At 49.3% G+C, this 23,402-nt stretch carries 22 protein-coding genes and 3 pseudogenes; 12 read left to right on the top strand and 13 right to left on the bottom strand.

Annotated features, from left to right (window positions below; all coding sequences use genetic code 11):
- The first annotated feature begins 494 nt into the window (after positions 1–494).
- The 6 genes from rpmH to K8W53_RS23730 all read left to right on the top strand — a co-directional run bounded on the left by rpmH (position 495) and on the right by K8W53_RS23730 (position 5,807).
- Entirely contained in the window at positions 495–635 is a 141-nt protein-coding gene (gene rpmH, locus K8W53_RS23755; RefSeq protein ID WP_000831330.1) for a 50S ribosomal protein L34, read from the top strand.
- Positions 636–651: 16 nt separating this feature from the next.
- Entirely contained in the window at positions 652–1,011 is a 360-nt protein-coding gene (gene rnpA / locus K8W53_RS23750; protein WP_000239725.1) for a ribonuclease P protein component, read from the top strand.
- The gene (gene yidD / locus K8W53_RS23745; protein ID WP_001307474.1) at positions 975–1,232 is read left to right on the top strand and encodes a membrane protein insertion efficiency factor YidD; all 258 of its coding nucleotides are present in this window, start codon (positions 975–977) and stop codon (positions 1,230–1,232) included. Before rnpA ends, yidD begins: the two co-directional genes overlap by 37 nt.
- Positions 1,233–1,234: 2 nt before the next feature.
- Positions 1,235–2,881 (top strand): membrane protein insertase YidC, encoded by a 1,647-nt coding sequence (gene yidC, locus K8W53_RS23740; RefSeq protein WP_000378283.1) that lies wholly within the window; start codon positions 1,235–1,237, stop codon positions 2,879–2,881.
- A 140-nt stretch (positions 2,882–3,021) separates the two neighbouring features.
- Positions 3,022–4,386, top strand: a complete 1,365-nt coding sequence (gene mnmE, locus K8W53_RS23735; RefSeq protein WP_000019079.1) for a tRNA uridine-5-carboxymethylaminomethyl(34) synthesis GTPase MnmE — start codon at positions 3,022–3,024, stop codon at positions 4,384–4,386.
- Between the two features lie 203 nt (positions 4,387–4,589).
- A complete protein-coding gene (locus tag K8W53_RS23730) occupies positions 4,590–5,807 on the top strand; it encodes a site-specific integrase (protein ID WP_000868887.1) in 1,218 nt (405 codons plus the stop codon).
- Here K8W53_RS23730 and K8W53_RS23725 read toward each other — a convergent pair.
- From K8W53_RS23725 to K8W53_RS23670, 12 genes and pseudogenes are all read right to left on the bottom strand, one after another.
- Positions 5,804–6,172 (bottom strand): helix-turn-helix domain-containing protein, encoded by a 369-nt coding sequence (locus K8W53_RS23725; protein WP_000215270.1) that lies wholly within the window; start codon positions 6,170–6,172, stop codon positions 5,804–5,806. The two genes, K8W53_RS23730 and K8W53_RS23725, sit on opposite strands and share 4 nt — an antisense overlap.
- Positions 6,173–6,529: 357 nt before the next feature.
- On the bottom strand, positions 6,530–7,483 hold the full coding sequence (locus tag K8W53_RS23720; RefSeq protein WP_000802150.1) for a replication protein RepA: 954 nt from the start codon (positions 7,481–7,483) through the stop codon (positions 6,530–6,532).
- On the bottom strand, positions 7,470–7,697 hold the full coding sequence (locus K8W53_RS23715; RefSeq protein ID WP_001187968.1) for a helix-turn-helix transcriptional regulator: 228 nt from the start codon (positions 7,695–7,697) through the stop codon (positions 7,470–7,472). Before K8W53_RS23715 ends, K8W53_RS23720 begins: the two co-directional genes overlap by 14 nt.
- Before the next feature lie 150 nt (positions 7,698–7,847).
- Positions 7,848–9,575, bottom strand: a pseudogene (traN, locus tag K8W53_RS23710) (conjugal transfer mating pair stabilization protein TraN); the annotation flags it as partial.
- A protein-coding gene (locus tag K8W53_RS23705) for an IS3-like element ISVch4 family transposase (protein ID WP_086010879.1) occupies positions 9,572–10,749 on the bottom strand; the annotation gives its coding sequence in 2 pieces (ribosomal slippage) (positions 9,572–10,491 and positions 10,491–10,749; 1,179 coding nt in all). The gene K8W53_RS23705 and the pseudogene traN, both read right to left, overlap by 4 nt.
- A 286-nt stretch (positions 10,750–11,035) precedes the next feature.
- Positions 11,036–11,290 (bottom strand): hypothetical protein, encoded by a 255-nt coding sequence (locus K8W53_RS23700; RefSeq protein WP_000043897.1) that lies wholly within the window; start codon positions 11,288–11,290, stop codon positions 11,036–11,038.
- A complete protein-coding gene (locus K8W53_RS23695) occupies positions 11,290–12,930 on the bottom strand; it encodes a hypothetical protein (protein ID WP_224154050.1) in 1,641 nt (546 codons plus the stop codon). The genes K8W53_RS23700 and K8W53_RS23695 overlap by 1 nt, the downstream gene beginning before the upstream one ends.
- 143 nt (positions 12,931–13,073) lie before the next feature.
- Positions 13,074–14,609 carry an IS66 family transposase gene (gene tnpC, locus K8W53_RS23690; protein ID WP_001000406.1) on the bottom strand — a complete coding sequence of 512 codons (1,536 nt, stop codon included), beginning with the start codon at positions 14,607–14,609 and terminating at the stop codon, positions 13,074–13,076.
- A 49-nt stretch (positions 14,610–14,658) separates the two neighbouring features.
- On the bottom strand, positions 14,659–15,006 hold the full coding sequence (gene tnpB, locus K8W53_RS23685) for an IS66 family insertion sequence element accessory protein TnpB (RefSeq protein WP_000609174.1): 348 nt from the start codon (positions 15,004–15,006) through the stop codon (positions 14,659–14,661).
- On the bottom strand, positions 15,003–15,335 hold the full coding sequence (locus tag K8W53_RS24095) for a transposase (protein ID WP_050586387.1): 333 nt from the start codon (positions 15,333–15,335) through the stop codon (positions 15,003–15,005). The genes tnpB and K8W53_RS24095 overlap by 4 nt, the downstream gene beginning before the upstream one ends.
- 130 nt (positions 15,336–15,465) lie before the next feature.
- The gene (locus tag K8W53_RS23675; RefSeq protein WP_223533974.1) at positions 15,466–17,139 is read right to left on the bottom strand and encodes a conjugal transfer protein TraG N-terminal domain-containing protein; all 1,674 of its coding nucleotides are present in this window, start codon (positions 17,137–17,139) and stop codon (positions 15,466–15,468) included.
- Between the two features lie 3 nt (positions 17,140–17,142).
- Entirely contained in the window at positions 17,143–18,567 is a 1,425-nt protein-coding gene (locus tag K8W53_RS23670; RefSeq protein ID WP_001536376.1) for a conjugal transfer protein TraH, read from the bottom strand.
- Between the two features lie 243 nt (positions 18,568–18,810).
- Here K8W53_RS23670 and K8W53_RS23665 point away from each other — a divergent pair, with 243 nt between their 5' ends.
- The gene (locus K8W53_RS23665; protein ID WP_161400193.1) at positions 18,811–19,674 is read left to right on the top strand and encodes a hypothetical protein; all 864 of its coding nucleotides are present in this window, start codon (positions 18,811–18,813) and stop codon (positions 19,672–19,674) included.
- Positions 19,675–19,707: 33 nt separating this feature from the next.
- Here K8W53_RS23665 and K8W53_RS23660 read toward each other — a convergent pair whose 3' ends face one another.
- The gene (locus tag K8W53_RS23660; protein WP_001067855.1) at positions 19,708–20,412 is read right to left on the bottom strand and encodes an IS6-like element IS26 family transposase; all 705 of its coding nucleotides are present in this window, start codon (positions 20,410–20,412) and stop codon (positions 19,708–19,710) included.
- A 64-nt stretch (positions 20,413–20,476) separates the two neighbouring features.
- Here K8W53_RS23660 and aac(3)-Id point away from each other — a divergent pair.
- The 5 genes and pseudogenes from aac(3)-Id to K8W53_RS23635 all read left to right on the top strand — a co-directional run.
- Positions 20,477–20,851, top strand: a pseudogene (aac(3)-Id, locus tag K8W53_RS23655) (aminoglycoside N-acetyltransferase AAC(3)-Id); the annotation flags it as partial.
- Positions 20,852–20,926: 75 nt separating this feature from the next.
- Positions 20,927–21,771 (top strand): annotated as a pseudogene (locus K8W53_RS23650) (AadA family aminoglycoside 3''-O-nucleotidyltransferase).
- Positions 21,772–21,887: 116 nt separating this feature from the next.
- Complete coding sequence (locus tag K8W53_RS23645) at positions 21,888–22,235, top strand: quaternary ammonium compound efflux SMR transporter QacE delta 1 (protein WP_000679427.1); 348 nt, start codon at positions 21,888–21,890, stop codon at positions 22,233–22,235.
- Positions 22,229–23,068, top strand: a complete 840-nt coding sequence (gene sul1, locus K8W53_RS23640; RefSeq protein WP_000259031.1) for a sulfonamide-resistant dihydropteroate synthase Sul1 — start codon at positions 22,229–22,231, stop codon at positions 23,066–23,068. The genes K8W53_RS23645 and sul1 overlap by 7 nt, the downstream gene beginning before the upstream one ends.
- A gap of 127 nt (positions 23,069–23,195) precedes the next feature.
- Positions 23,196–23,402, top strand: a complete 207-nt coding sequence (locus K8W53_RS23635; protein WP_033896018.1) for a hypothetical protein — start codon at positions 23,196–23,198, stop codon at positions 23,400–23,402.

The raw sequence follows: 23,402 nt of genomic DNA, 5'->3' as shown, positions 1-23,402 counted from the left end.
GTGTTCATGCCTGACCAGGATCGTTTGAAACGATCAGGACCGCGGATCATAGCCTAAACTGAGCAAGAGATCTTCTGTTTCTCACAGATTCTTCCCGATTTATCCACAGGACTTTCCAGGAAAGGATAAGTGTAATCGATCCTGGGGAACTCCTGTACGCTTTCGCGCGCATATTGAAAAAATTAATAGGTAAAGGTGAGCAGACGCCTAAAAGATCGCATAAAGATCCAGGGCGATCCTTGCGCTTTACCTGGCAGTCCGTATAATTCTCCACCCGTCGCGCAATGCCCGTCATATGGCGTCAACGCTGCTTATTTTCCGCACAAAAAGGCGTGGAAAATCGCGGGAAAATAAGGAAAGAGAATTGACTCCGGAGTGTACAATTATTACAATCCGGCCTCTTTAATCACCCACACTGTGGCGTAAGTCGTTCAAAGTTTGTTCGGGTATACGCAAAAGTCAGTGAATTTATTCAAGTTTAGGTAGAAATCGCCATGAAACGCACTTTTCAACCGTCTGTACTGAAGCGCAACCGTTCTCACGGCTTCCGTGCTCGTATGGCTACTAAAAATGGTCGTCAGGTTCTGGCACGTCGTCGTGCTAAAGGCCGCGCTCGTCTGACCGTTTCCAAGTAATAAAGCTAACCCCTGAGTGGTTAAGCTCGCATTTCCCAGGGAGTTACGTTTGTTAACTCCCGCTCATTTCACATTCGTCTTCCAGCAACCTCAACGGGCTGGCACGCCGCAAATCACCATCCTCGGCCGCCTGAATTCGCTGGGGCATCCCCGTATCGGTCTTACCGTCGCCAAGAAAAATGTTCGACGTGCGCATGAACGCAACCGGATTAAACGTCTGACGCGTGAAAGCTTCCGTCTGCGCCAGCATGAACTTCCTGCAATGGATTTCGTGGTGGTGGCGAAAAAAGGGGTTGCCGACCTCGATAACCGTGCTCTCTCGGAAGCGTTGGAAAAATTATGGCGCCGCCACTGTCGCCTGGCTCGCGGGTCCTGATAGCCCTTATTCGGGTCTATCAACGCCTGATCAGTCCGCTGCTTGGGCCGCATTGTCGTTTCACGCCAACGTGCTCAAGCTACGGAATTGAGGCATTGCGCAGGTTTGGAGTGATAAAAGGCAGTTGGTTGACGGTGAAACGCGTATTAAAATGCCACCCTTTACACCCTGGTGGTGACGATCCCGTCCCGCCCGGACCATTTGATACCAGAGAACACTAACGATGGATTCGCAACGCAATCTTTTAGTCATCGCTTTGCTGTTCGTGTCTTTCATGATCTGGCAAGCCTGGGAGCAGGATAAAAATCCGCAACCTCAGACTCAACAGACCACGCAGACAACGACCACCGCAGCGGGTAGCGCCGCCGACCAGGGCGTACCAGCCAGTGGCCAGGGGAAAATGATTACGGTGAAAACCGATGTGCTTGATTTGACTATCAACACCCGTGGTGGTGATGTCGAGCAGGCCTTGCTCCCGGCTTACCCGAAAGAACTGGGTTCCAACGAACCGTTCCAGCTGCTGGAAACCACCCCGCAGTTTATCTATCAGGCGCAAAGCGGCCTGACAGGCCGCGACGGCCCGGATAACCCGGCGAACGGCCCGCGTCCGCTGTACAACGTCGAGAAAGAGGCGTTTGTACTGGCCGACGGTCAGAACGAACTGCAGGTTCCGATGACTTATACTGACGCCGCAGGCAACACGTTTACCAAAACGTTTGTCTTTAAGCGTGGCGATTATGCGGTTAACGTGAACTATAGCGTGCAGAACACCGGCGAAAAACCGCTGGAAGTCTCCACCTTTGGTCAGTTAAAACAATCCGTCAACCTGCCTCCTCATCGCGACACCGGCAGCAGCAACTTTGCGTTGCATACGTTCCGCGGCGCAGCGTACTCCACGCCGGATGAGAAGTATGAGAAATACAAATTCGACACTATTGCCGATAACGAAAACCTCAACGTCAGCTCCAAAGGCGGTTGGGTGGCAATGTTGCAGCAGTATTTCGCTACCGCATGGATTCCGCGTAACGACGGCACCAACAATTTCTACACCGCCAATCTGGGTAACGGCATTGTCGCTATCGGCTATAAAGCGCAGCCGGTACTGGTACAGCCAGGCCAGACTGGCGCGATGACCAGCACCCTGTGGGTCGGCCCGGAAATTCAGGATAAAATGGCGGCTGTTGCACCGCACCTGGATTTGACCGTGGACTACGGCTGGTTGTGGTTCATCTCTCAGCCGCTGTTCAAGTTGCTGAAGTGGATCCACAGCTTTGTGGGCAACTGGGGCTTCTCCATTATCATCATTACCTTTATCGTTCGCGGTATCATGTACCCGCTGACCAAAGCGCAGTACACGTCAATGGCGAAGATGCGTATGCTGCAGCCGAAAATTCAGGCGATGCGCGAACGTCTTGGCGATGATAAACAGCGCCAAAGCCAGGAGATGATGGCCCTGTACAAAGCGGAGAAGGTTAACCCGCTGGGCGGCTGCTTCCCGCTGATCATCCAGATGCCTATCTTCCTGGCGTTGTACTACATGCTGATGGGTTCCATTGAACTGCGTCATGCGCCGTTCGCGCTGTGGATTCATGACCTGTCCGCACAAGACCCGTACTACATTCTGCCGATCCTGATGGGCGTAACGATGTTCTTCATTCAGAAGATGTCGCCGACCACCGTGACCGACCCGATGCAGCAGAAGATCATGACCTTTATGCCGGTCATCTTTACGGTGTTCTTCCTGTGGTTCCCGTCAGGTCTGGTGCTGTACTATATCGTCAGCAACCTGGTCACCATCATTCAGCAGCAGCTGATCTACCGTGGTCTGGAGAAGCGTGGCCTGCATAGCCGCGAGAAGAAAAAATCCTGATTCGGTGTAGGCCGGATAAGGCGAAGCCGCCATCCGGCAAGGCGCGCCGGTCAGCCTGATGGCGCTAACGCTTATCAGGCCTACAATCAAAAGGCGGTCATATGACCGCCTTTTTTATTGCAACAAAGTTGAGACTAACCATGAGCCATAACGACACTATCGTCGCCCAGGCAACCCCACCGGGACGCGGTGGCGTGGGTATCCTGCGTATCTCTGGTCTGAAGGCGCGCGACGTTGCGCAAGAGGTGCTGGGCAAGCTGCCGAAGCCGCGCTATGCCGACTACCTGCCGTTTAAAGACGTTGACGGCAGCGCGCTGGATCAGGGTATTGCGCTGTGGTTCCCCGGCCCAAACTCCTTCACCGGTGAAGATGTGCTGGAGCTACAAGGGCACGGCGGTCCGGTGATCCTGGACCTGCTGTTAAAACGTATCCTGACGCTTCCTGGCGTGCGCATTGCCCGACCGGGCGAGTTCTCCGAGCGAGCGTTCCTCAACGATAAGCTCGATTTAGCCCAGGCGGAAGCCATTGCCGACCTGATCGATGCCAGTTCCGAACAGGCGGCGCGTTCGGCGCTAAACTCGTTACAGGGGGCATTTTCCGCCCGCGTTAACCACCTTGTGGAAGCACTTACTCACCTGCGAATCTACGTCGAAGCGGCTATTGATTTTCCGGATGAGGAGATCGACTTTCTCTCTGACGGCAAAATCGAAGCGCAGCTCAATGGCGTCATCGCCGATCTTGACGCCGTGCGAACCGAAGCGCGCCAGGGCAGCCTGCTGCGCGAAGGGATGAAGGTAGTGATTGCCGGACGCCCGAATGCCGGGAAATCCAGCCTGCTGAATGCGCTGGCAGGCCGTGAAGCGGCCATTGTTACCGATATCGCCGGCACCACGCGCGACGTGTTGCGCGAGCATATTCACATCGACGGGATGCCGCTGCATATCATCGATACCGCCGGACTGCGCGACGCCAGCGACGAAGTTGAGCGTATCGGCATCGAACGCGCCTGGCAGGAGATTGAACAGGCCGATCGCGTGCTGTTTATGGTGGATGGCACCACGACGGACGCCGTTGACCCTGCCGACATCTGGCCGGACTTTATCGCCCGTCTGCCCAAAAATCTACCGATTACCGTGGTACGTAACAAGGCGGATATCACCGGCGAAACGTTGGGTATTAGTGAAGTAAACGGTCACTCACTGGTTCGCCTCTCGGCGCGTACCGGCGAAGGCGTCGACGTGTTGCGTAACCACCTCAAGCAGAGCATGGGGTTTGATACCAATATGGAAGGCGGCTTCCTGGCCCGCCGCCGTCACCTACAGGCGCTGGCGGAAGCCGCTGACCATCTTGAGCAGGGCAAAGCGCAGCTATTAGGCGCATGGGCGGGGGAACTGCTGGCGGAAGAGTTGCGCCTGGCGCAGCAAAGCTTAAGCGAGATTACCGGCGAGTTTACCTCCGACGACCTGCTGGGACGGATTTTCTCCAGCTTCTGTATTGGGAAGTAAATCTCCTAAATTAAATTAAAAACGAAGTAAAACCTTTCAAAACATATCAAAACAACCAATTGTTATTTATGGCAATTTTAGGAAGTTCTCTTATGGTTAGGTTTTACTTCCCTTCTCACGATTTTGCTCCGTTTTGCTAATTATTGATCCACATTTGCTCCCGAGTTAAAATTTTGGAGTAACGGGAGCAAAGCGGAGCAATTATGAAGGTATCAGTAAACAAGCGTAACCCTAACTCGAAGGGGCTCCAGCAACTTAGGCTAGTGTACTATTACGGAGTTGTTGAAGGTGAGGATGGCAAAAAACGAGCAAAGCGCGACTACGAACCTTTAGAACTCTATCTCTACGAGAACCCAAAGACACAAGCAGAGCGTCAGCACAATAAAGAAATGTTGCGTCAGGCTGAGGCTGCGCGGTCAGCAAGGCTCGTTGAATCTCACAGTAATAAGTTCCAACTGGAAGACAGAGTAAAACTTGCTTCGAGCTTTTACGATTACTACGACAAGTTAACTGCCAGTAAAGAGTCTGGAAGCTCTTCAAACTATTCTATTTGGATCTCAGCAGGTAAACATCTTCGGAGCTATCACGGAAGAGCAGAGCTCACTTTTGAAGAAATTGATAAAAAATTCCTAGAAGGGTTTAGGAAATACCTTTTAGAGGAACCACTAACGAAATCGCAATCAAAACTTGCGAAAAACACAGCCTCTAGTTACTTCAACAAAGTCAGAGCCGCACTAAATGAAGCGTTCCGGGAAGGCATCATCAGGGATAACCCAGTCCAGCGAGTAAAAAGTGTCAAAGCAGAAAATACCCAGCGAACCTACCTCACTCTGGATGAAGTTCGAGCTATGACAAAAGCGGAATGTCGCTATGACGTACTTAAACGAGCATTTCTTTTTAGTTGCACAACTGGCTTGAGATGGAGCGATATTCAGAAGCTTACTTGGAAAGAAATAGAAGAGTTTCAGGATGGACACTACAGAATTATTTTCAAACAAGCTAAATTACTGAATGCCGGAAACAGCTTAGTCTACCTGGATCTACCAGACTCAGCCGTCAAGCTTATGGGAGAGCGCCAAGATAAAGCGGAGCGAGTATTTAAAGGGTTAAAATATAGCAGTTACACCAACGTTGCTTTGCTACACTGGGCAATGCTAGCAGGCGTTCAAAAACATGTTACTTTCCACGTAGGCAGACATACATTTGCTGTGGCCCAGCTTAACCGTGGGGTTGATATCTATTCTCTCTCTCGCCTTCTTGGACACTCAGAATTGAGAACAACGGAAATTTATGCTGATATCCTTGAAAGTCGCCGGGTAACAGCAATGAGAGGCTTTCCAGATATTTTTGAAGATAAAGTACAAGAATCTGGAACTTGCTGTCCTCACTGCGGAAAGTCCGTATTGAATAAAACACTTTAAGATGCCCTACGGCCGCGAGGAAAACTCGTGATGTAATTTGTAACGTCTTGGTGAAGTTCATGAGCAGACTTCACTCTGTTCTTTTCCAACCATGCTTGAAGGTCTGAGCGCTTAATTAGCACCCGATTACCACCCGGCTTAGTAAACGATAAGCGCTTTTCATGCGTCAGGCGGTAGATGTATGAGCGTTTTGCTCCAACGTATGCCGCCGCCTCATCGACGGTAAGATACTCTTTATCAGATGGTGGTAAGTTTGATTTGCTGCCGTCACTCACCGTATTTTCAACGACCTGAGCCAGTAATTGCTTCATTTCTGCAATTTCGCTTCTCAAGGCATTCAAGGTTTCATTCACGTCTACAGTCATCAGCCTACCCGTTACACACCAGTTATTGATAGACCTAGTTTATGAGAGACAGCTACCAATCCTCGGCTCTGGATCTGCCCTTTTAGGGCGCGAACAAAGTTATTAACGCCTGAACATGGTTCAACTATAGGTATCTTTATAGGATTTTTTTAAAGGCAATACCTATAGGTTTAGGGGGGGGGAAATTATGCGTGCAAAGTGGGGGTGATTATGCGCAGCTCGTCAGTAGTCAGGGGGGTAATTATGCGTAAAAAGGGGGGGGCGATTATGCGTGGATAAAATCCAAAACCAACAGTGTTTTCCACAACTTTGCAAAACAATAACATAAAAAAACCGGCACATTGGCCGGTTATTAAGTCAATTACGGTATGGAATCGGTGGGGGGCTGGACATCATCAGAATTCCGCCAGTCACTTTCTTAACTTTTGCATCCGGATAAACAGTAAGGACTCTCTTTAGAGCAGGAAGGAATACCTTCTTAAAGTTCCTGTCAGCGTCGTCTCCGGTATATTCTTGACCAAACTGCTCGCGCAAATTACGCCAGTACAATACGACAGGCCTACCGCTAATTCGATGTAAACGATCCGAAAGCATGGCATAAATATCCATCGCAAGAGCACTGCTATTAAGCTGATTTAGAGCCCTTAAATCAAGCGGTACAGCATGTTCGCTTAGCGTAGTAAAATACTCGTGTGAAAATGTAATAACACCAGGCCATAAAGCACCTTGATTGTCGCTGTTACCAATCCAAGCCTCAAATTTTTGGATGGGCTTACCATCGTAAGTGAACGCTTTATCAGCGGTACTAAAACCAAGGGTAATACTACAAGCAGATAACGCCAAAAGCTGTTTACGGAAGTTTGTATAGCTCCCATTTTTTCCTCCTGATGACTCCTTGCCCAGTTGTTTGAGGAAAGCACTGGCGCTATTGCCGACATCAATCTCGGGTGATTTTGAACGCAACGCTTGAGTATTCAGATATGCCATTACAAGCCTTGGCATGGGACCATACGGAACAGGCTGTTGGAGAAACTGCTTACCATCCCAAATTTTACCCGCTCGGATGTATAGACCAGCAGCACCACAACGCCTCTCAAACTCAGATCCATTTACTCTTGAACGAGGCAAACCGACTTGGCACATGATTGAGTGCATAAAAGTGAAATCATTGGGCGAGGGTGGATCTGATTTAATCCTTACTGAGGCATCTATTAATTCAGACTCAGCCCGACTCAAGCCTTGTGATTTATCACTATTTTCTACTTCGATATCCGCCTGATACTGAGCAAGTAGTTGGCTAAATGGCTTCATTACTTACCCTGCGGGAATCAAGCCATGCCTCCAACTGATCTAACCTGTATCTTAGTGTTTTATCGCCACTGATTTTATATGGTTTGGGAAATGAAGGGTCGTTTGTGCGGATTCGTTGAAGCGTTGGCACAGAGATTTTAAGTAGGGCAGTCACCTCATACACAGAGATCATCTGCAGGTGACTGTAATCTTTTTCATTTAAAGTTTGCTGCATAAATTTCTCCAGCATCATCATTGATTTACTGGAGAAATTTTGAGGGTGAACCCCCGTAAACATGGCCTCTGGAAGTGCCCTATTTGGGCACCTAGGCGATTTATTCCGACACAAAAACTTTCACATGTGAAAGTTTCTCATTGATAAACATCAACCACCATTGCCATCCAAGTCAGGAAAGATTTCACGCGCTTTGTCGTTTCTAATTTTGTCCACATTAATCCCTTCCAGCCGCTCCATAATACGTTCTGAGGCGTCTTGTCGAGTACCATCAATATTAAAATCACTTCCAGCTCCCGTTAAAGCATCCAAGTTTAACGATGCGGGATCAGGAAGTTTTCCATTTTGCTGAAGTATACCCAACCACTCGTCTAGGTTAACCTTACTCCAATCAATATCCGCTATTCGATCCAATGGAATTCCGCCGCATTGAGGTGTGCGCGCATCACCAAAGTTAAGGCCAAGTTGTGGCCGCACTTGCTCTTGGATGATTCGAGAGAGTGGCGAGTTGAAACAGCAATAGGACTCTCGCTCCTCGACACATGCTCCCAGTACTTTGGACTTGCAGTAAGATCCAACGTATGTGCAGCTATTTAGTGCTCTTTTAGCATTCATGGTGAACTCCTTTTCCTCGCACTTCCAAATCATTTGGATCATGACCATCGACACTACATAGACTGTGTAAACAGTCATAACGGTGCTTAGCATGGCGGCACCTTGTTGGCCGAGGATTTGTTCAGTCATTGATTCAGGAGCCCCAGCAGGTACGCCAGCGGCTCCCGTCGCAGAAGCATTTCCTAGAGCTTCAGAAGTCAGCTTGGTAATTTGCTCCTTTAATGCGCCAATAGTCTCCTGGGCAAACTGTTGAACAGGCTGGAGAAAACTATCAACCGCTCCACTAATATTTTCTATATAACTTGCAAAAGGCTGTGTTATTTCGGTCCAGCCAGACATTACGGGGTCTCTTAATACTTGGTATGCTCCTTTCACGGCACTGCCATCAGAGAGTCCCATAACGGCACCGTCTAGCTTAGGCACGGCCATAATCAAATTGAGATAATCAGCAAACGAAATATTCGTCGGCTTTTCACAACAATCTGAGACACCACCCACAGCAATCTTGCATTCCCCAGCCTCACCGGCAAAAGCTGAACACATCACATTTTCTTCACCAGTGGGGTTATCATCATAATTTTGACCAGTACAACTCATATCCTGAGTCATGAACTGAGCTGCATTCAACAATGCAGATGCACGAGCGAAATCAGTGCTTTGTGACTTTGTTATATCGAGACAATCATCCCCCATACACCTAATGGGTCCACCACATTGATACGTCGTTTCTTTCTCTAAAGTAGGTATTGATATGTCCGTTCCGCAGTCGTAGGTATCTTTAAACACATAACACTTACCCGAGGAACCCTCTGCTCCATCAATACATTCAGAACTAATAAATCCACACTGAGGATTATCCTCATACATCTGGCAACTGTTGAGATTTCCACCAGTATTTACAGGGCAGTGTGTTTCACCTTGAGGATCTGTCCAGCAGTCCATTTGCCCCTTATAAAAGTCATAGTCGGCTTTAACTCGAACCTTTTTGCACAGCTTTGGAATGCCAGGGAAAGGTGACGGTTTCAGTTGGGATTCGCAAACTTTGACCCCGTTGATGACTGTGCAGCCCGTAGCATCAGTCGGGTCATCTATACATGTTATCTCGCCTTCGGCAAAACCATCTACAACCCCTTTGGCTGAATCCATGCAGCTCTGTGGAGCCCACTCATCCTTGGTAATGGCTTTCGATGGGTCATAGCGGAGTTTTATGCGGCCAAAACCCTCACCTTCACCAGTTACTGAAACACGGATTGTAGTGGTCAACTAAAATTGGCCACGGTTTTAGAGTTTTCCCAATATAATCGTTCTGATTCATTGGGAGTTAGACCACCGTTATACTGATGTGGCCTGAGTTGGCAGTAATATCCGATAATGTAGCGGGTGATCTCTTGTTGAGCCTCAGCGAAGCTACGATAACCCACAGTTGGCACCCATTCCGTCTTCAGACTTCTAAAGAAGCGCTCTATCGGCGCATTATCCCAACAGTTTCCTCGGCGAGATAAACTCTGTTTTATTTGAAAGCGCCACAGTAATTGACGGTATTTACGGCTAGTATAATGACTGCCTTGATCGCTATGGAACATGACACCTTTTGGCTTTCCGCGAGATTCATAGGCCATAGACAGCGCTTTACCTGTCAACCGACTATCAGGCGACAAAGACATTGACCAACCAATCACTTTGCGGGCAAAAAGATCGATAACGACCGCTAAATACATCCACCGATTACCTGTCCAAATATACGTAACATCGCCAGCCCAAACTTCATTTGGAGCCGTAACAGCAAATTGACGACTTAAGTGATTTGGAACGTCAATATGTTCTTGTGAAGCCTTTCTGTAACGATGCTTTGGTTCTTGGCAGCTTACTAAACCAAGAGTTCTCATTAGCTTTGTTGCTCGGTATCGGCTCAGCTTTACACCCTGATTTGTGACTATATCTGCAATGGTTCTCGCTCCCGCAGAGCCATTGCTTGCGGCGTGAGCCTCGCTAATCAAGCTGCGCAGTTTTATTGTTTCCGCATTAATTAACGCTGGGCGTTTAAGCCAATAGTGATAACTACTTCGATGAACATTGAAGACTTCGCATAATATTTTTACGCTGTGGCTCTGCTTGAGTTTCTTGATTATCAAGAATTGTTCAGTGAGTCCGACATCAAGAGAGCCGTGGCTTTTTTTAGTATTTCATTATGCTCTTCAAGGCGAGCCAGCTTCTTTTTCAATTCCCGAATTTCTATTTGCTCAGGGGTCATAGGTGAAGCTTTAGGTGTTTTCCCTTGGCGTTCTTCTCTAAGCTGGCGAACCCATTTATCCATCGTGGACTTGCCCACATTCATGGCTTGGGCTGCTTCCGTCACTGAGTAATTTTGGTCTAAGACTAGCTGCGCTGCTTCTAACTTAAATTCTGCGCTAAATAGTCGTCTTGTACGTTTTGTCATAATGTCACCTGTTAACTTATGAGGTGATGATATCACCTCTAACTAAGTGACCAAATTCACTATGCCACTACAGTTTCTCTGCTGGCATCTTTAAAGATTGGTAGAAGAGCCTATCTAATCAGTAATTCCGGGAGTAAAACGAACACATTATCTGGGCGAGATCTGTTTGCAGACGTCACATACAACCCTGCCACAGGATCTCCAATGGTAAGTGACGTAGATGTATCCGGAAGCTTCTATGGATTGAATAAAAACAAAGGCTCCTGAGAGCCTTTGTTTTTATTCATTATAGACTTAACGTTAACTGCCTATCTTTATATCTTAATAACGGATACCGTTGAGGCGACGAAAAAAAACCTATCAAAATGTGTTTATTAAGTTCCGGATGCTCTCTGATTACATTGTTCAACACCGAACCATCGACGATAAATTTTTTATTTCCACAGGAGATTGGCTTTTCGTTTAGCCATCTCCCTTCCCCCAGTAATATCATCACTTTAAGCTCTTTAATTGCGCGTCTATATTCAGCTCGTTTGCTCATTAACGGCCTCCTTTGGCTACGGACAAATACCTTGATACAGGCGCTAAATATCCGCCCGCTTGGTCTTTACCTGCCCCCGCAGAACTTTCAATAATCGCAGCCATTTTATCTGCCAATACGTTATCACCAACCTCTTCTCTGAGATTTTCTCTTAGTTCTCCAGAGCGCGATGAATCGCCGCCCATCAACGATGCAGCAAACAATTCTGCTCCTGCCTGACTATTCAAACCATAATCATATCTTGCAGTATCCATTGCTATCTGCCTGAATTCGTCACCATATTGCTGAACAAACTCAGCCGCCTTTCCAGCTCCAGCCTCGCTTGCACTTGCTAATGCTGAAGCAAAAAACATCCCTCTTTCTCTAACAGACATTCCCTGTGCTGCCTCTGAAAGATCTGAATTACCGGTTAACCATTCTTTACCGGCTTCAAATCCACTGATCCCCACACCAATGATATCCCTACCCAGATTTGCAGCACCTACAGCCAGGAAGCCTCCAAGACCATACTCTTGCTTGACGTAATCGTCCCCTTTCTTTGTGTCCTCAATAAACTGATCTCGTTGTTCCGGAGTCATCTGGGCTAACTTAGACATCGATTGCCCAAAACTCTCTGCGAACCCTTCTTTGGCGGCTCCTGCGCCACCCACAACTTGCTGTACAAAACGACCTGCGCCCTCAGCACCTGCAAACAAAGCACTGGATGTTGACGGGGCCAAATCGGATGCCATGATCTGTGCTCTTAACGCAGGCAAGCGGTCATTAAGATATTCATTTCTGCTTGTCCCATAACTCTGCTCAAGTTGTTGGATACCCTTTTCATGAGCGTCACGAACAGAATTTTCAGATCCAATACTGCCTGATTCAGCTAAAAGCTTTTGTTCATTGCTCATTCTTTCCGGTGCCGAAAGTGCGCTCGAATTTTCAACCGGCGAGACATAGCGCGGAGCATCCTTTACCAACATTGCACTATGACCAGGTTGATTAAAGTCAATACCACTGTTACCACCAGTGGCCTTTGCTATTGCACCGGCTGCAATTGCTTGTTCAGATGGAGAGTTGGAATTGAGCATAGCAAACAACTGCCCTCCAACTATTGCCCTCTGGGAATCAATACCTAAATCTTGGTAATGCTGGGCTTTTCTTTGCGCAAAATCTCTTGTCTCTGGCGATGACTGTCTAACACCATCTGACAATGACTTACCGGCTGACCAGTTGTTCAGAACTTTGTCAGCTAACGCGATAATATTATTGTTGCTAGTAGTCCCGATAGTTTGCTGAGCCTGAGATAACTCTTGGTAGGTTTGTTGCGAAGACAAAAGATCAGAACTGGATTGCATGAGCTGCTTTCTCTGCTCTTCACCTAAGCTCTGGGTAAAACGTTGACCTTTATCAGTAGACACTTGCCGCGCCAAATCACTCGTTAATGCTGAACTGTCATCTTTTGTAAAACCGAGTCCGCGAGATAAAGAGTCAATATCAGAACTAAGCTGCTGTCTACTATCCTGACTCTGCGATTGCGCAGATACATCTAAACTACCGTTCATAGATACCGGATTAGCGGCATTTACAGCGGCACCAACCGGTCCTGTAAAAGCAGCAGCAAGTTTTCCGGCATCCACTCCAGCGCTAGCACGCATAGCAATAGCTCCTGCCACAGCATCCGTGTGAGAAGCATTTATCCCACGATCAGTAACGTAGTTCTGCGCCGCGGACAAAATACTTTTAGCCTGAGTTGAATCGTAAGCGTGCAGTGAGAACCGTATTGACGAAGTGAAGCTGGTCAGGCAGGCAGAGTAACCCGCCACGGGAGCAGAGCACCCACCCGGTTCACAGGCCAGTCGGCGATGACATCAAGTACATGATGCAGATAGCGTTCCGGATCCACGCCGTTTAATTTGCACGTCCCGATAAGACTGTACAGTGACGCACCGCGCTCACCACCATGATCCGAGCCGAAGAACAGCCAGTTTTTTCTCCCCAGACTGACCAGTCGTAGGGCGTTTTCGGCAATGTTATTATCCACCTCCACCCAGCCATCTTCTGCATAGCGGGTCAGCGCCGGCCACTGGTTCAGCGCATACCCGAACGCCTTCGCCAGTTCTGAGTGCCTTGAGAGGGTTTTCTGTTTCTCCCGCAGCCACCCCTCCAGTGACGCCAGCAGCGGCAGCACTTTTTGGTGCCGGACTGCCTGCCGTTCCTCTGCTCTTTTACCTCTGAGCTCCGACTCGATGGCATACAGCTCGCCGATCCGTTTCAGCGCCTCCTCCGTCAGGGCTGACGGGGTACGGACGTGAACATCGTGGATTTTTCGGCGGGCATGGGCCCAGCACGCGGCTTCCTTTATATGGCCGTCGCGGTAGAGCTCGTTGAACCCGGCGTAGGCATCAGCCTGCAGTACGCCACTGAAGCCTGCAAGATGGGTCTGAGGGTGGATACCTTTTCTGTCCGGGCTGTAAGCGAACCACACTGCGGGGGCCAGCGCTGATCCGGCGTTGCGGTCGTCTCGAACGTACGTCCATAAGCGCCCGGTCTTCGTCTTCTTATTGCCTGGCAACAGCACCGGGACAGGCGTATCGTCAGCATGGAGTTTGCCGTCGGTCAGGACATAGTGCTGAAGGGCTTCATCCAGCGGTGCCAGCAGACGACAACACGCATCCACCCAGCCCGACAGTACAGAACGACTCAACACTACACCCTGGCGGGCATAGATCTCCGACTGGCGATACAGCGGTGTGTGCTCTGCATACTTTGAGGTCAGCACTCGGGCCAGCAGCCCCGGTCCGGCGATCCCCCGTTCGATGGGGCGCGAAGGAGCCGGGGCCTGAACGATGCGATCGCACCGACGGCAGGCATGCTTTTCACGGACTGTCCGGATAACCCGGAAGGCGCTGCGCATCAGCTCCAGCTGTTCGGCGGCATCCTCACCCAGGTAACTCAGCGAACCACCGCACTCCGGGCAACACGGCTCAGTCGGCAGCAGCCGCTTCTCATCCCGTGGGAGTGACTCAGGGAACGGTTTGCGGGTGCGGGTCTGACGCAGCGGGCGCTGCACTGCCGGGTCATCCACCCGGCCGGTCAGCGTATCGCTTTCCTGCTGCAGCAGGTTCAGGTCAGCTTCCATTTGCGCGATACGGCGGGATACCTTTTCGGAACGACTGCCGAAGTTCATCCGGCGCAGCTTATCCAGTTGCGCCTGCAGATGGTCTATTTCGCGTTCCCGGTTGCTCAGCTTTTCCTGCAGGGCGTGGATCAACGCTTCCTGTTCGGCCAGGCGCTGTTTCAGCAGAAGGATGTCGTCAGAAGAGGTGTCGTTCATAAGCCTGTATTTTACCAGGCTTATTCTGCGACAACCAGGATAAAGAGCGCTACAACATGGTCAGGGATGTCAGTAACCGCTTTGGCTGTCGCCAGTCGATACCTTCCATCAGCATCGCCAGTTGCGCCGGCGTCAGGAACACTTTGCCATCGCGGGCTGAGGGCCAGGCGAAGCGACCACGTTCCAGTCGCTTTGTCAGCAGGCACAGACCATCGCCGGTGGACCAGAGCAGTTTTACCTGACTGCCGCTGCGTCCCCGGAAGATGAAGACGTGGCCGGACATCGGGTCATCTTTCAGCGCGGTCTGCACCTTTGCGGCGAGGCCATTGAAGCCGTTGCGCATATCGGTGATACCGGCAACCAGCCAGATTTTTGTGCCTGCGGGAAGATTTATCATACAGGCCCCCGCATCAGTTCGCGCAGGACAGTGCTCATGAGTTCAGCAGAGGGATGAGTCAGTGTTATTTCTCCTCCCCGACATTTTATGTGGCAGGTAGCGGGAGGAGAGCAGGATGGTAGTTCGAAGGTTGGGAGAGAAGAGCCCGCCTGAAGCTGCACGGGTATCAGGGCAGGAAGCGACGATGAGTTTTTTCGGGGCCGACAGACCCGCCCTTCACGCTGCCAGAGCCTTATCCATTTAAAGAGCAGGTTATCATTGACGTCATGTTTCCGGGCCAGTGCGGCAATACTGCCTTCTTCTTCAAGAGCCAGCCTGACCAGTTCCATTTTGAATTCAGGGGAATAGTGTTTCCGGGGAAGTCTTTCTTTAGCGCGCATGAGGTGTCCACCTGCAAAATAAGTGGGTGCTTAAGTTACAGGATCCTGGATTCGGGACCAGACGGTACTCAGACGACGCTTACGTTGAATCAGACGCTCTCAACGTTTGTCCTAATGATTGTAGTTGTGAATAAGTCTGTTCTGAACCATGTCCAGAAAACACACTATTACTTAATTGGCTAGCGAAACCTTTCTGAGCCTGTGCAGTAGCAGCAGAACTACTGCTAAGGGCATTACTTACGGTACTCCCTAAGTTAATACTATCAACTAACGACTCACCTCCAGAGGTCATTGTTCCAGCAATCCGGGATTGATTAAATTGTGGTTGTTGACTCAAAACAGAACCACGGTCCACTAAGTCTGGAGACATTAGTTTTTCATTGACTGTATCACTCGCCCCCACTCGTTGAGCAAGACTATTGAAGGCATATACTGAGCCAGTTACTAACATCAACGATAGGACTGGCGTTGCTGCGGCCATCATTCCACCTATCCCTATCCAACGCTCAATTTCGGCCCCAGCATATGCAACGCCTTCAAATGAGGATAAGTTCCCTGTGGTATATTTTGCGAGCGCCTGCTGCCCCATTATGTAAATGAATAGATTGATTACCGACATAATTGGCAACCAAAGTTGTACCCATATAAGCATTTGAAGATACTTACCGACCAATAGCAAACCTTTAGAACCTAGCACCATCACAAATGCGGCTATGGGCGTAATCGCATAGGCAAACCCCTCTACCAAGGTCATAAGAGGTTGAATCGATTTTACAAACAAAGACTGTTCGGCTGCATATTGCGTATTTCGCTGAGACTCAGCTTGAGTGAGCATGATTTGTGCGTACGGATCATTCATATCACTGTAGTACTGAGCAAAGCCACGCTGTACGATAGGTTGCAGAAAATTGGCTTTTATAAAATCACCTGCGGCCACATTCGTAACCTGCAGGCGATATAAAGCGTCAGATGTAGCATTCAAAGCATCAGTGGTAGACAACAAATAGCCAAGAGCTTGTTGCGAAAGGCCAGAATTGAAGGCAGTTTCAAAGGATTGGCTCAACTGAATCCAGCCATCTGTACAACTGGGATCTGTCGGGCCAGATGGAGACAGGTACAATCGGGTCCCATATATTTGTGAATCAAATCTGAGAGCTGTACGCCAATTCTCTGTGTTGATTTGATCCTCATTTGACTCACCTAATGAAAATTTAATTGCTGTGCATTCTGATATGTAGTTAGTCAGGCTTTTCTTCATATCAACAGCACCGCCTCCTAGGGAATCATTCCAGACAGTCCATAGTGCTGACTCCATTTCGTGATTTCTGAGCTTTGATAATAACTCTAAAGAATCCATGAACTTTGATTCAGTCACACTCGCGACAGGGCTATATGCAACCTCAAAGAGTTTTGTGAGACCAAATCCAACGCTTGAGATTATAGAACCAGCGGCGGCTGGACCAACAGGTACGTTATCCACTACTCGCACTTGTCCGTTGTACGCGTCCTCAATAGTTACCGTAACGCCGGCTCCAAAGGAAATGGCATACACGAGCCAACAAGCAAAAACTTGATGTAAATCCCAGGATTTAGCTCCCTGGAATAACGACTGAAATGAGATGATAAGAGCGCCAATTAAAAGGCCAATACTTACCATTCGTTCAAAATCACCGGTGCCTGTAGCCATCGCTACAGCAATCATTATTTGCTCTAGAAATGCGGCATCACCGACGGAATAAATACTAAAATCCATTAGTTACTCCTTTTTCCCTGATGCTTGGGCCGCAAGTAAAAGCCGCTGCTTCTTTGTGACATCAAGTAAGCTGTTGTAATACCCCATCAGATCACTTAGCTTCCCGTGCCTCACAATTAATTGGTCATACTCTTGTCTGACAACAGCCCGAGAAGCATCAAGTACATCAACAGCTTTTTGTTGATAGGCATTATCACTGTTAGCTAACGCAATAGTTGTTGCCCGGTATATCTCCTCAATAAACCTGTAGGTTATATCTAGCGCTATGATGGTCTGTGCTTGCTGAGCAAACTGCTCTGCTGTATCACTGGAAACAGCGGAAAGATTTCGGAAAAGTGAGCCAAAGCTACTGGGGAGATTTGATACAAAAGCTATCTCGGCAGAACTTAAAGCCCCAACATTGTTTGCATATTTATAAATCAATCCAGGTGAATAATCAGAACCAAGAAGTAAATCTGACATTTGATTGCCAATACCCCTGAGCTGAACACTCTTCAGCTCAGAACCAGCAGAAATACAGTTAACCGTATCACTGTCACATGAATAAACTTTAACAGAGCCACCTGAAATGAGATCTCCAAGGGTAATTCGATTCCCCGGTAAGGTGACGATGGGATTAGTACTGTTGTTTGCTCCAGCAAGATTTGGATCATTAATTAAATCACCAATGACAACGGCACCAGTTATAGACATCATGGCTTCAAGCAGGCTGTTATCCCCGTACTGGAACCATGAACTTACACTATTCTTTTTGAGTTGCTTCCAGACAATATTACCTATCATCTCTTGGTAGGCCTGTGGCGAGTTGTCTTTCAGCGTCTTGATTGCCGTTTGTCCATCCGTTTCCTGCGTTGCAGAAAACATGTCTTCAAATAAACCTTTGGTCGATGCTTTTGTACGAGTATCGTTCTTTAGTTTCGTGTCAAAAGCACTTAGTGAATCGTTAACAATACCCTGAGCTAACTGACAAGAATTGCCTAAATGCTGGTTCAAAGCCTGAACTTTCTTCTGAAAGTTTTCTATCCATTTGGCACCATCAGGAAAAACATTATCCAGAGCTAGTTGAAAAGCATAGCCCTTTGCATTTGCTGCCACAGCTCGCATCAGTTGAACAATCTGATCTGCATTCACAAACGATAAAGAACCACCGAATAGATCAACGCCACCACACCCAGCTTTCCAGGATGGAGGGACAAAGCTAACTAGGTTTTCATCAAAAATACGCGCTTTGGTGGTCACACGCCCACCCGCAATAACTCCACGGCGTTGTGTCTCATGAATACCCGGTCTAGTTGTATTACTCATTTCGTTGAATAGTCTATCCATCTCGGACTGAAGCCCTTCAGCCGAGGCATGAGTGGCGACGACAGAGAAGATGATTAAACAAGAGGCAGATAGTGTTCTAATGTAAGGGGGAGAGACTCTCATACTGTTGCTCCAATAGGTTTCGTGTCACCCGAAAGCCTACCGAGCAAATGAGTACAAACCGAACTCCCAAACTGTCCAATTTGGGCAGTCCAAATAAAACTTTCACATGTGAAAGTTAATCATTGAATAATGTCGGCAACTTTGTCACGTCAGTACAAACTTATGATTTTTAAAAAGTTTTAATTAACCCTTGTTGCATTTTCACAAACCAATGGCACTCTATTTCTAAAAGAGGAGCTTTAAATGAAAATGAATATGTCAACTTCCGTAAGTTCAGCTACAGCCTTGTTCGCCGCCATTATGCTCGCAGGCTGTGCTACAACCCCAAAATCCTATAATTCAGAGATGTCCAGAGCGTTAAACTTGGCAAGAGCTGGGGGTATTTATGACCAAGATCTGAGAGACTCAGAAGATGGGCGGAACTCATATAGACAGTCTCTACTGATGAAAGCGCTAAATGTCACAAGCCTGGCCACATCGCTTGATGCTCCATTAAGAGGATTGAACGGTCAGCAAACTCTCATGTTTAACACTGCAAGCATTCTTACATCACCGGATAACCCATCCGCTAGGCCAAGTTTGATGGCTTGGATGCCTGCATCAATGGCTAAATCCTCAGAAGATGCTTATAGCAACTACATAAACCTAATTGATAATGCCGTTGCGGTAGCCGCGAAATCTATGAACCTGGATTTAACTAAAATAGTGGAAAGTACAGCGCCTAAGATTGATGGAAATCCCTTAATTATGTGGGCAGTAACGGCTCCACAATTTGGCTGTGATGGCTCAAACTGCGTAATTGCATACAACGTTACAATGCCTAATCCGTGGAAAACACCAGCCTTTGTGGGCAGTGGTAATATTGATAGCTTTAATCTGGCCGCTAATAACACGACCAAATATTCTCGATTGATTTTCTCCCAGGTCAGCGACGTGAAATCATTTCCAATGGACGATTTTTACAAAAGTACGAGCCGAGCGCTGCCGGAGTGGGCAGTCATGTATTTCCCGCCCAATAGTGTGTTCCAGGATGGCAAAGCTTTACCATATCCAGTTATCTATGAAAAAGGCCAGCAATTGCTATTTAGGGCACTGTTGCAAAGTTAGCGATGAGGCAGCCTTTTGTCTTATTCAAAGGCCTTACATTTCAAAAACTCTGCTTACCAGGCGCATTTCGCCCAGGGGATCACCATAATAAAATGCTGAGGCCTGGCCTTTGCGTAGTGCACGCATCACCTCAATACCTTTGATGGTGGCGTAAGCCGTCTTCATGGATTTAAATCCCAGCGTGGCGCCGATTATCCGTTTCAGTTTGCCATGATCGCATTCAATCACGTTGTTCCGGTACTTAATCTGTCGGTGTTCAACGTCAGACGGGCACCGGCCTTCGCGTTTGAGCAGAGCAAGCGCGCGACCATAGGCGGGCGCTTTATCCGTGTTGATGAATCGCGGGATCTGCCACTTCTTCACGTTGTTGAGGATTTTACCCAGAAACCGGTATGCAGCTTTGCTGTTACGACGGGAGGAGAGATAAAAATCGACAGTGCGGCCCCGGCTGTCGACGGCCCGGTACAGATACGCCCAGCGGCCATTGACCTTCACGTAGGTTTCATCCATGTGCCACGGGCAAAGATCGGAAGGGTTACGCCAGTACCAGCGCAGCCGTTTTTCCATTTCAGGCGCATAACGCTGAACCCAGCGGTAAATCGTGGAGTGATCGACATTCACTCCGCGTTCAGCCAGCATCTCCTGCAGCTCACGGTAACTGATGCCGTATTTGCAGTACCAGCGTACGGCCCACAGAATGATGTCACGCTGAAAATGCCGGCCTTTGAATGGGTTCATGTGCAGCTCCATCAGCAAAAGGGGATGATAAGTTTATCACCACCGACTATTTGCAACAGTGCCCCGCAACAAGCCGTCATCAAGCTATCTTCAAAAACTGCTTAGCACTTCTAGTTTTATTGCGTTGGCTGCGGTTGACGAGCAAAAAGTCATTGGCGCTATCGCCGCGTATGAGTTGCAAAAATTCGAGCAGCAAAGAAGCGAGATTTATATCTACGATCTCGCTGTAGCGGCAACCCGCCGCAGAGAAGGCATAGCTACAGCTCTAATTAAAAAACTCAAGGCTATAGGCGCAGCGCGTGGAGCTTATGTGATTTACGTCCAAGCTGATAAAGGCGTAGAAGACCAACCAGCCATAGAGCTCTATAAAAAACTAGGAACCATCGAAGACGTATTTCATTTCGACATTGCGGTTGAGCAGAGTAAAAATCATGCCTAACAAGGCACTCCAGCCGACGGCTTTGCCTTCGCTGCGCTACGGCAAATCCGCGGCTGAGTTTGGGCGTTAGACATCATGAGTGAAAAAGTGCCCGCCGAGATTTCGGTGCAACTATCACAAGCACTCAACGTCATCGGGCGCCACTTGGAGTCGACGTTGCTGGCCGTGCATTTGTACGGCTCCGCACTGGATGGCGGATTGAAACCGTACAGTGATATTGATTTGCTGGTGACTGTAGCTGCACCGCTCAATGATGCCGTGCGGCAAGCCCTGCTCGTCGATCTCTTGGAGGTTTCAGCTTCCCCTGGCCAAAACAAGGCACTCCGCGCCTTGGAAGTGACCATCGTCGTGCACAGTGACATCGTACCTTGGCGTTATCCGGCCAGGCGGGAACTGCAGTTCGGAGAGTGGCAGCGCAAAGACATCCTTGCGGGCATCTTCGAGCCCGCCACAACCGATTCTGACTTGGCGATTCTGCTAACAAAGGCAAAGCAACATAGCGTCGTCTTGGCAGGTTCAGCAGCGAAGGATCTCTTCAGCTCAGTCCCAGAAAGCGATCTATTCAAGGCACTGGCCGATACTCTGAAGCTATGGAACTCGCCGCCAGATTGGGCGGGCGATGAGCGGAATGTAGTGCTTACTTTGTCTCGTATCTGGTACACCGCAGCAACCGGCAAGATCGCGCCAAAGGATGTTGCTGCCACTTGGGCAATGGCACGCTTGCCAGCTCAACATCAGCCCATCCTGTTGAATGCCAAGCGGGCTTATCTTGGGCAAGAAGAAGATTATTTGCCCGCTCGTGCGGATCAGGTGGCGGCGCTCATTAAATTCGTGAAGTATGAAGCAGTTAAACTGCTTGGTGCCAGCCAATGATGTCTAACAATTCATTCAAGCCGACGCCGCTTCGCGGCGCGGCTTAATTCAAGCGTTAGATGCACTAAGCACATAATTGCTCACAGCCAAACTATCAGGTCAAGTCTGCTTTTATTATTTTTAAGCGTGCATAATAAGCCCTACACAAATTGGGAGATATATCATGAAAGGCTGGCTTTTTCTTGTTATCGCAATAGTTGGCGAAGTAATCGCAACATCCGCATTAAAATCTAGCGAGGGCTTTACTAAGCTTGCCCCTTCCGCCGTTGTCATAATCGGTTATGGCATCGCATTTTATTTTCTTTCTCTGGTTCTGAAATCCATCCCTGTCGGTGTTGCTTATGCAGTCTGGTCGGGACTCGGCGTCGTCATAATTACAGCCATTGCCTGGTTGCTTCATGGGCAAAAGCTTGATGCGTGGGGCTTTGTAGGTATGGGGCTCATAATTGCTGCCTTTTTGCTCGCCCGATCCCCATCGTGGAAGTCGCTGCGGAGGCCGACGCCATGGTGACGGTGTTCGGCATTCTGAATCTCACCGAGGACTCCTTCTTCGATGAGAGCCGGCGGCTAGACCCCGCCGGCGCTGTCACCGCGGCGATCGAAATGCTGCGAGTCGGATCAGACGTCGTGGATGTCGGACCGGCCGCCAGCCATCCGGACGCGAGGCCTGTATCGCCGGCCGATGAGATCAGACGTATTGCGCCGCTCTTAGACGCCCTGTCCGATCAGATGCACCGTGTTTCAATCGACAGCTTCCAACCGGAAACCCAGCGCTATGCGCTCAAGCGCGGCGTGGGCTACCTGAACGATATCCAAGGATTTCCTGACCCTGCGCTCTATCCCGATATTGCTGAGGCGGACTGCAGGCTGGTGGTTATGCACTCAGCGCAGCGGGATGGCATCGCCACCCGCACCGGTCACCTTCGACCCGAAGACGCGCTCGACGAGATTGTGCGGTTCTTCGAGGCGCGGGTTTCCGCCTTGCGACGGAGCGGGGTCGCTGCCGACCGGCTCATCCTCGATCCGGGGATGGGATTTTTCTTGAGCCCCGCACCGGAAACATCGCTGCACGTGCTGTCGAACCTTCAAAAGCTGAAGTCGGCGTTGGGGCTTCCGCTATTGGTCTCGGTGTCGCGGAAATCCTTCTTGGGCGCCACCGTTGGCCTTCCTGTAAAGGATCTGGGTCCAGCGAGCCTTGCGGCGGAACTTCACGCGATCGGCAATGGCGCTGACTACGTCCGCACCCACGCGCCTGGAGATCTGCGAAGCGCAATCACCTTCTCGGAAACCCTCGCGAAATTTCGCAGTCGCGACGCCAGAGACCGAGGGTTAGATCATGCCTAGCATTCACCTTCCGGCCGCCCGCTAGCGGACCCTGGTCAGGTTCCGCGAAGGTGGGCGCAGACATGCTGGGCTCGTCAGGATCAAACTGCACTATGAGGCGGCGGTTCATACCGCGCCAGGGGAGCGAATGGACAGCGAGGAGCCTCCGAACGTTCGGGTCGCCTGCTCGGGTGATATCGACGAGGTTGTGCGGCTGATGCACGACGCTGCGGCGTGGATGTCCGCCAAGGGAACGCCCGCCTGGGACGTCGCGCGGATCGACCGGACATTCGCGGAGACCTTCGTCCTGAGATCCGAGCTCCTAGTCGCGAGGGCTCTGTTGCAAAAATCGTGA

Origin of the sequence: Salmonella sp. A29-2 (assembly GCF_020150755.1) — a bacterium.
In the GTDB taxonomy this organism is placed as follows: Bacteria; Pseudomonadota; Gammaproteobacteria; order Enterobacterales; family Enterobacteriaceae; genus Salmonella; species Salmonella enterica.
This window is presented reverse-complemented; position numbering and strand designations above follow the sequence as displayed.

Excerpts from the sequence above, each read along its gene's own strand:
- K8W53_RS23715 (WP_001187968.1), bottom strand. The coding sequence starts at position 7,697 with ATGCAGCAAACTTTAAATGAAAAAGATTACAGTCACCTGCAGATGATC.
- K8W53_RS23730 (WP_000868887.1), top strand. The coding sequence starts at position 4,590 with ATGAAGGTATCAGTAAACAAGCGTAACCCTAACTCGAAGGGGCTCCAG.
- K8W53_RS23675 (WP_223533974.1), bottom strand. The coding sequence starts at position 17,139 with ATGGATTTTAGTATTTATTCCGTCGGTGATGCCGCATTTCTAGAGCAA.
- K8W53_RS23720 (WP_000802150.1), bottom strand. The coding sequence starts at position 7,483 with ATGAAGCCATTTAGCCAACTACTTGCTCAGTATCAGGCGGATATCGAA.
- K8W53_RS23665 (WP_161400193.1), top strand. The coding sequence starts at position 18,811 with ATGAAAATGAATATGTCAACTTCCGTAAGTTCAGCTACAGCCTTGTTC.
- K8W53_RS23635 (WP_033896018.1), top strand. The coding sequence starts at position 23,196 with ATGGACAGCGAGGAGCCTCCGAACGTTCGGGTCGCCTGCTCGGGTGAT.
- yidC (WP_000378283.1), top strand. The coding sequence starts at position 1,235 with ATGGATTCGCAACGCAATCTTTTAGTCATCGCTTTGCTGTTCGTGTCT.
- tnpB (WP_000609174.1), bottom strand. The coding sequence starts at position 15,006 with ATGATAAATCTTCCCGCAGGCACAAAAATCTGGCTGGTTGCCGGTATC.
- sul1 (WP_000259031.1), top strand. The coding sequence starts at position 22,229 with ATGGTGACGGTGTTCGGCATTCTGAATCTCACCGAGGACTCCTTCTTC.
- K8W53_RS23700 (WP_000043897.1), bottom strand. The coding sequence starts at position 11,290 with ATGAGCAAACGAGCTGAATATAGACGCGCAATTAAAGAGCTTAAAGTG.
- K8W53_RS23645 (WP_000679427.1), top strand. The coding sequence starts at position 21,888 with ATGAAAGGCTGGCTTTTTCTTGTTATCGCAATAGTTGGCGAAGTAATC.
- rpmH (WP_000831330.1), top strand. The coding sequence starts at position 495 with ATGAAACGCACTTTTCAACCGTCTGTACTGAAGCGCAACCGTTCTCAC.
- tnpC (WP_001000406.1), bottom strand. The coding sequence starts at position 14,609 with ATGAACGACACCTCTTCTGACGACATCCTTCTGCTGAAACAGCGCCTG.
- K8W53_RS23725 (WP_000215270.1), bottom strand. The coding sequence starts at position 6,172 with ATGACTGTAGACGTGAATGAAACCTTGAATGCCTTGAGAAGCGAAATT.
- K8W53_RS23670 (WP_001536376.1), bottom strand. The coding sequence starts at position 18,567 with ATGAGAGTCTCTCCCCCTTACATTAGAACACTATCTGCCTCTTGTTTA.
- K8W53_RS24095 (WP_050586387.1), bottom strand. The coding sequence starts at position 15,335 with ATGGAACTGGTCAGGCTGGCTCTTGAAGAAGAAGGCAGTATTGCCGCA.
- K8W53_RS23695 (WP_224154050.1), bottom strand. The coding sequence starts at position 12,930 with ATGCGTGCTAGCGCTGGAGTGGATGCCGGAAAACTTGCTGCTGCTTTT.
- mnmE (WP_000019079.1), top strand. The coding sequence starts at position 3,022 with ATGAGCCATAACGACACTATCGTCGCCCAGGCAACCCCACCGGGACGC.
- K8W53_RS23660 (WP_001067855.1), bottom strand. The coding sequence starts at position 20,412 with ATGAACCCATTCAAAGGCCGGCATTTTCAGCGTGACATCATTCTGTGG.
- yidD (WP_001307474.1), top strand. The coding sequence starts at position 975 with ATGGCGCCGCCACTGTCGCCTGGCTCGCGGGTCCTGATAGCCCTTATT.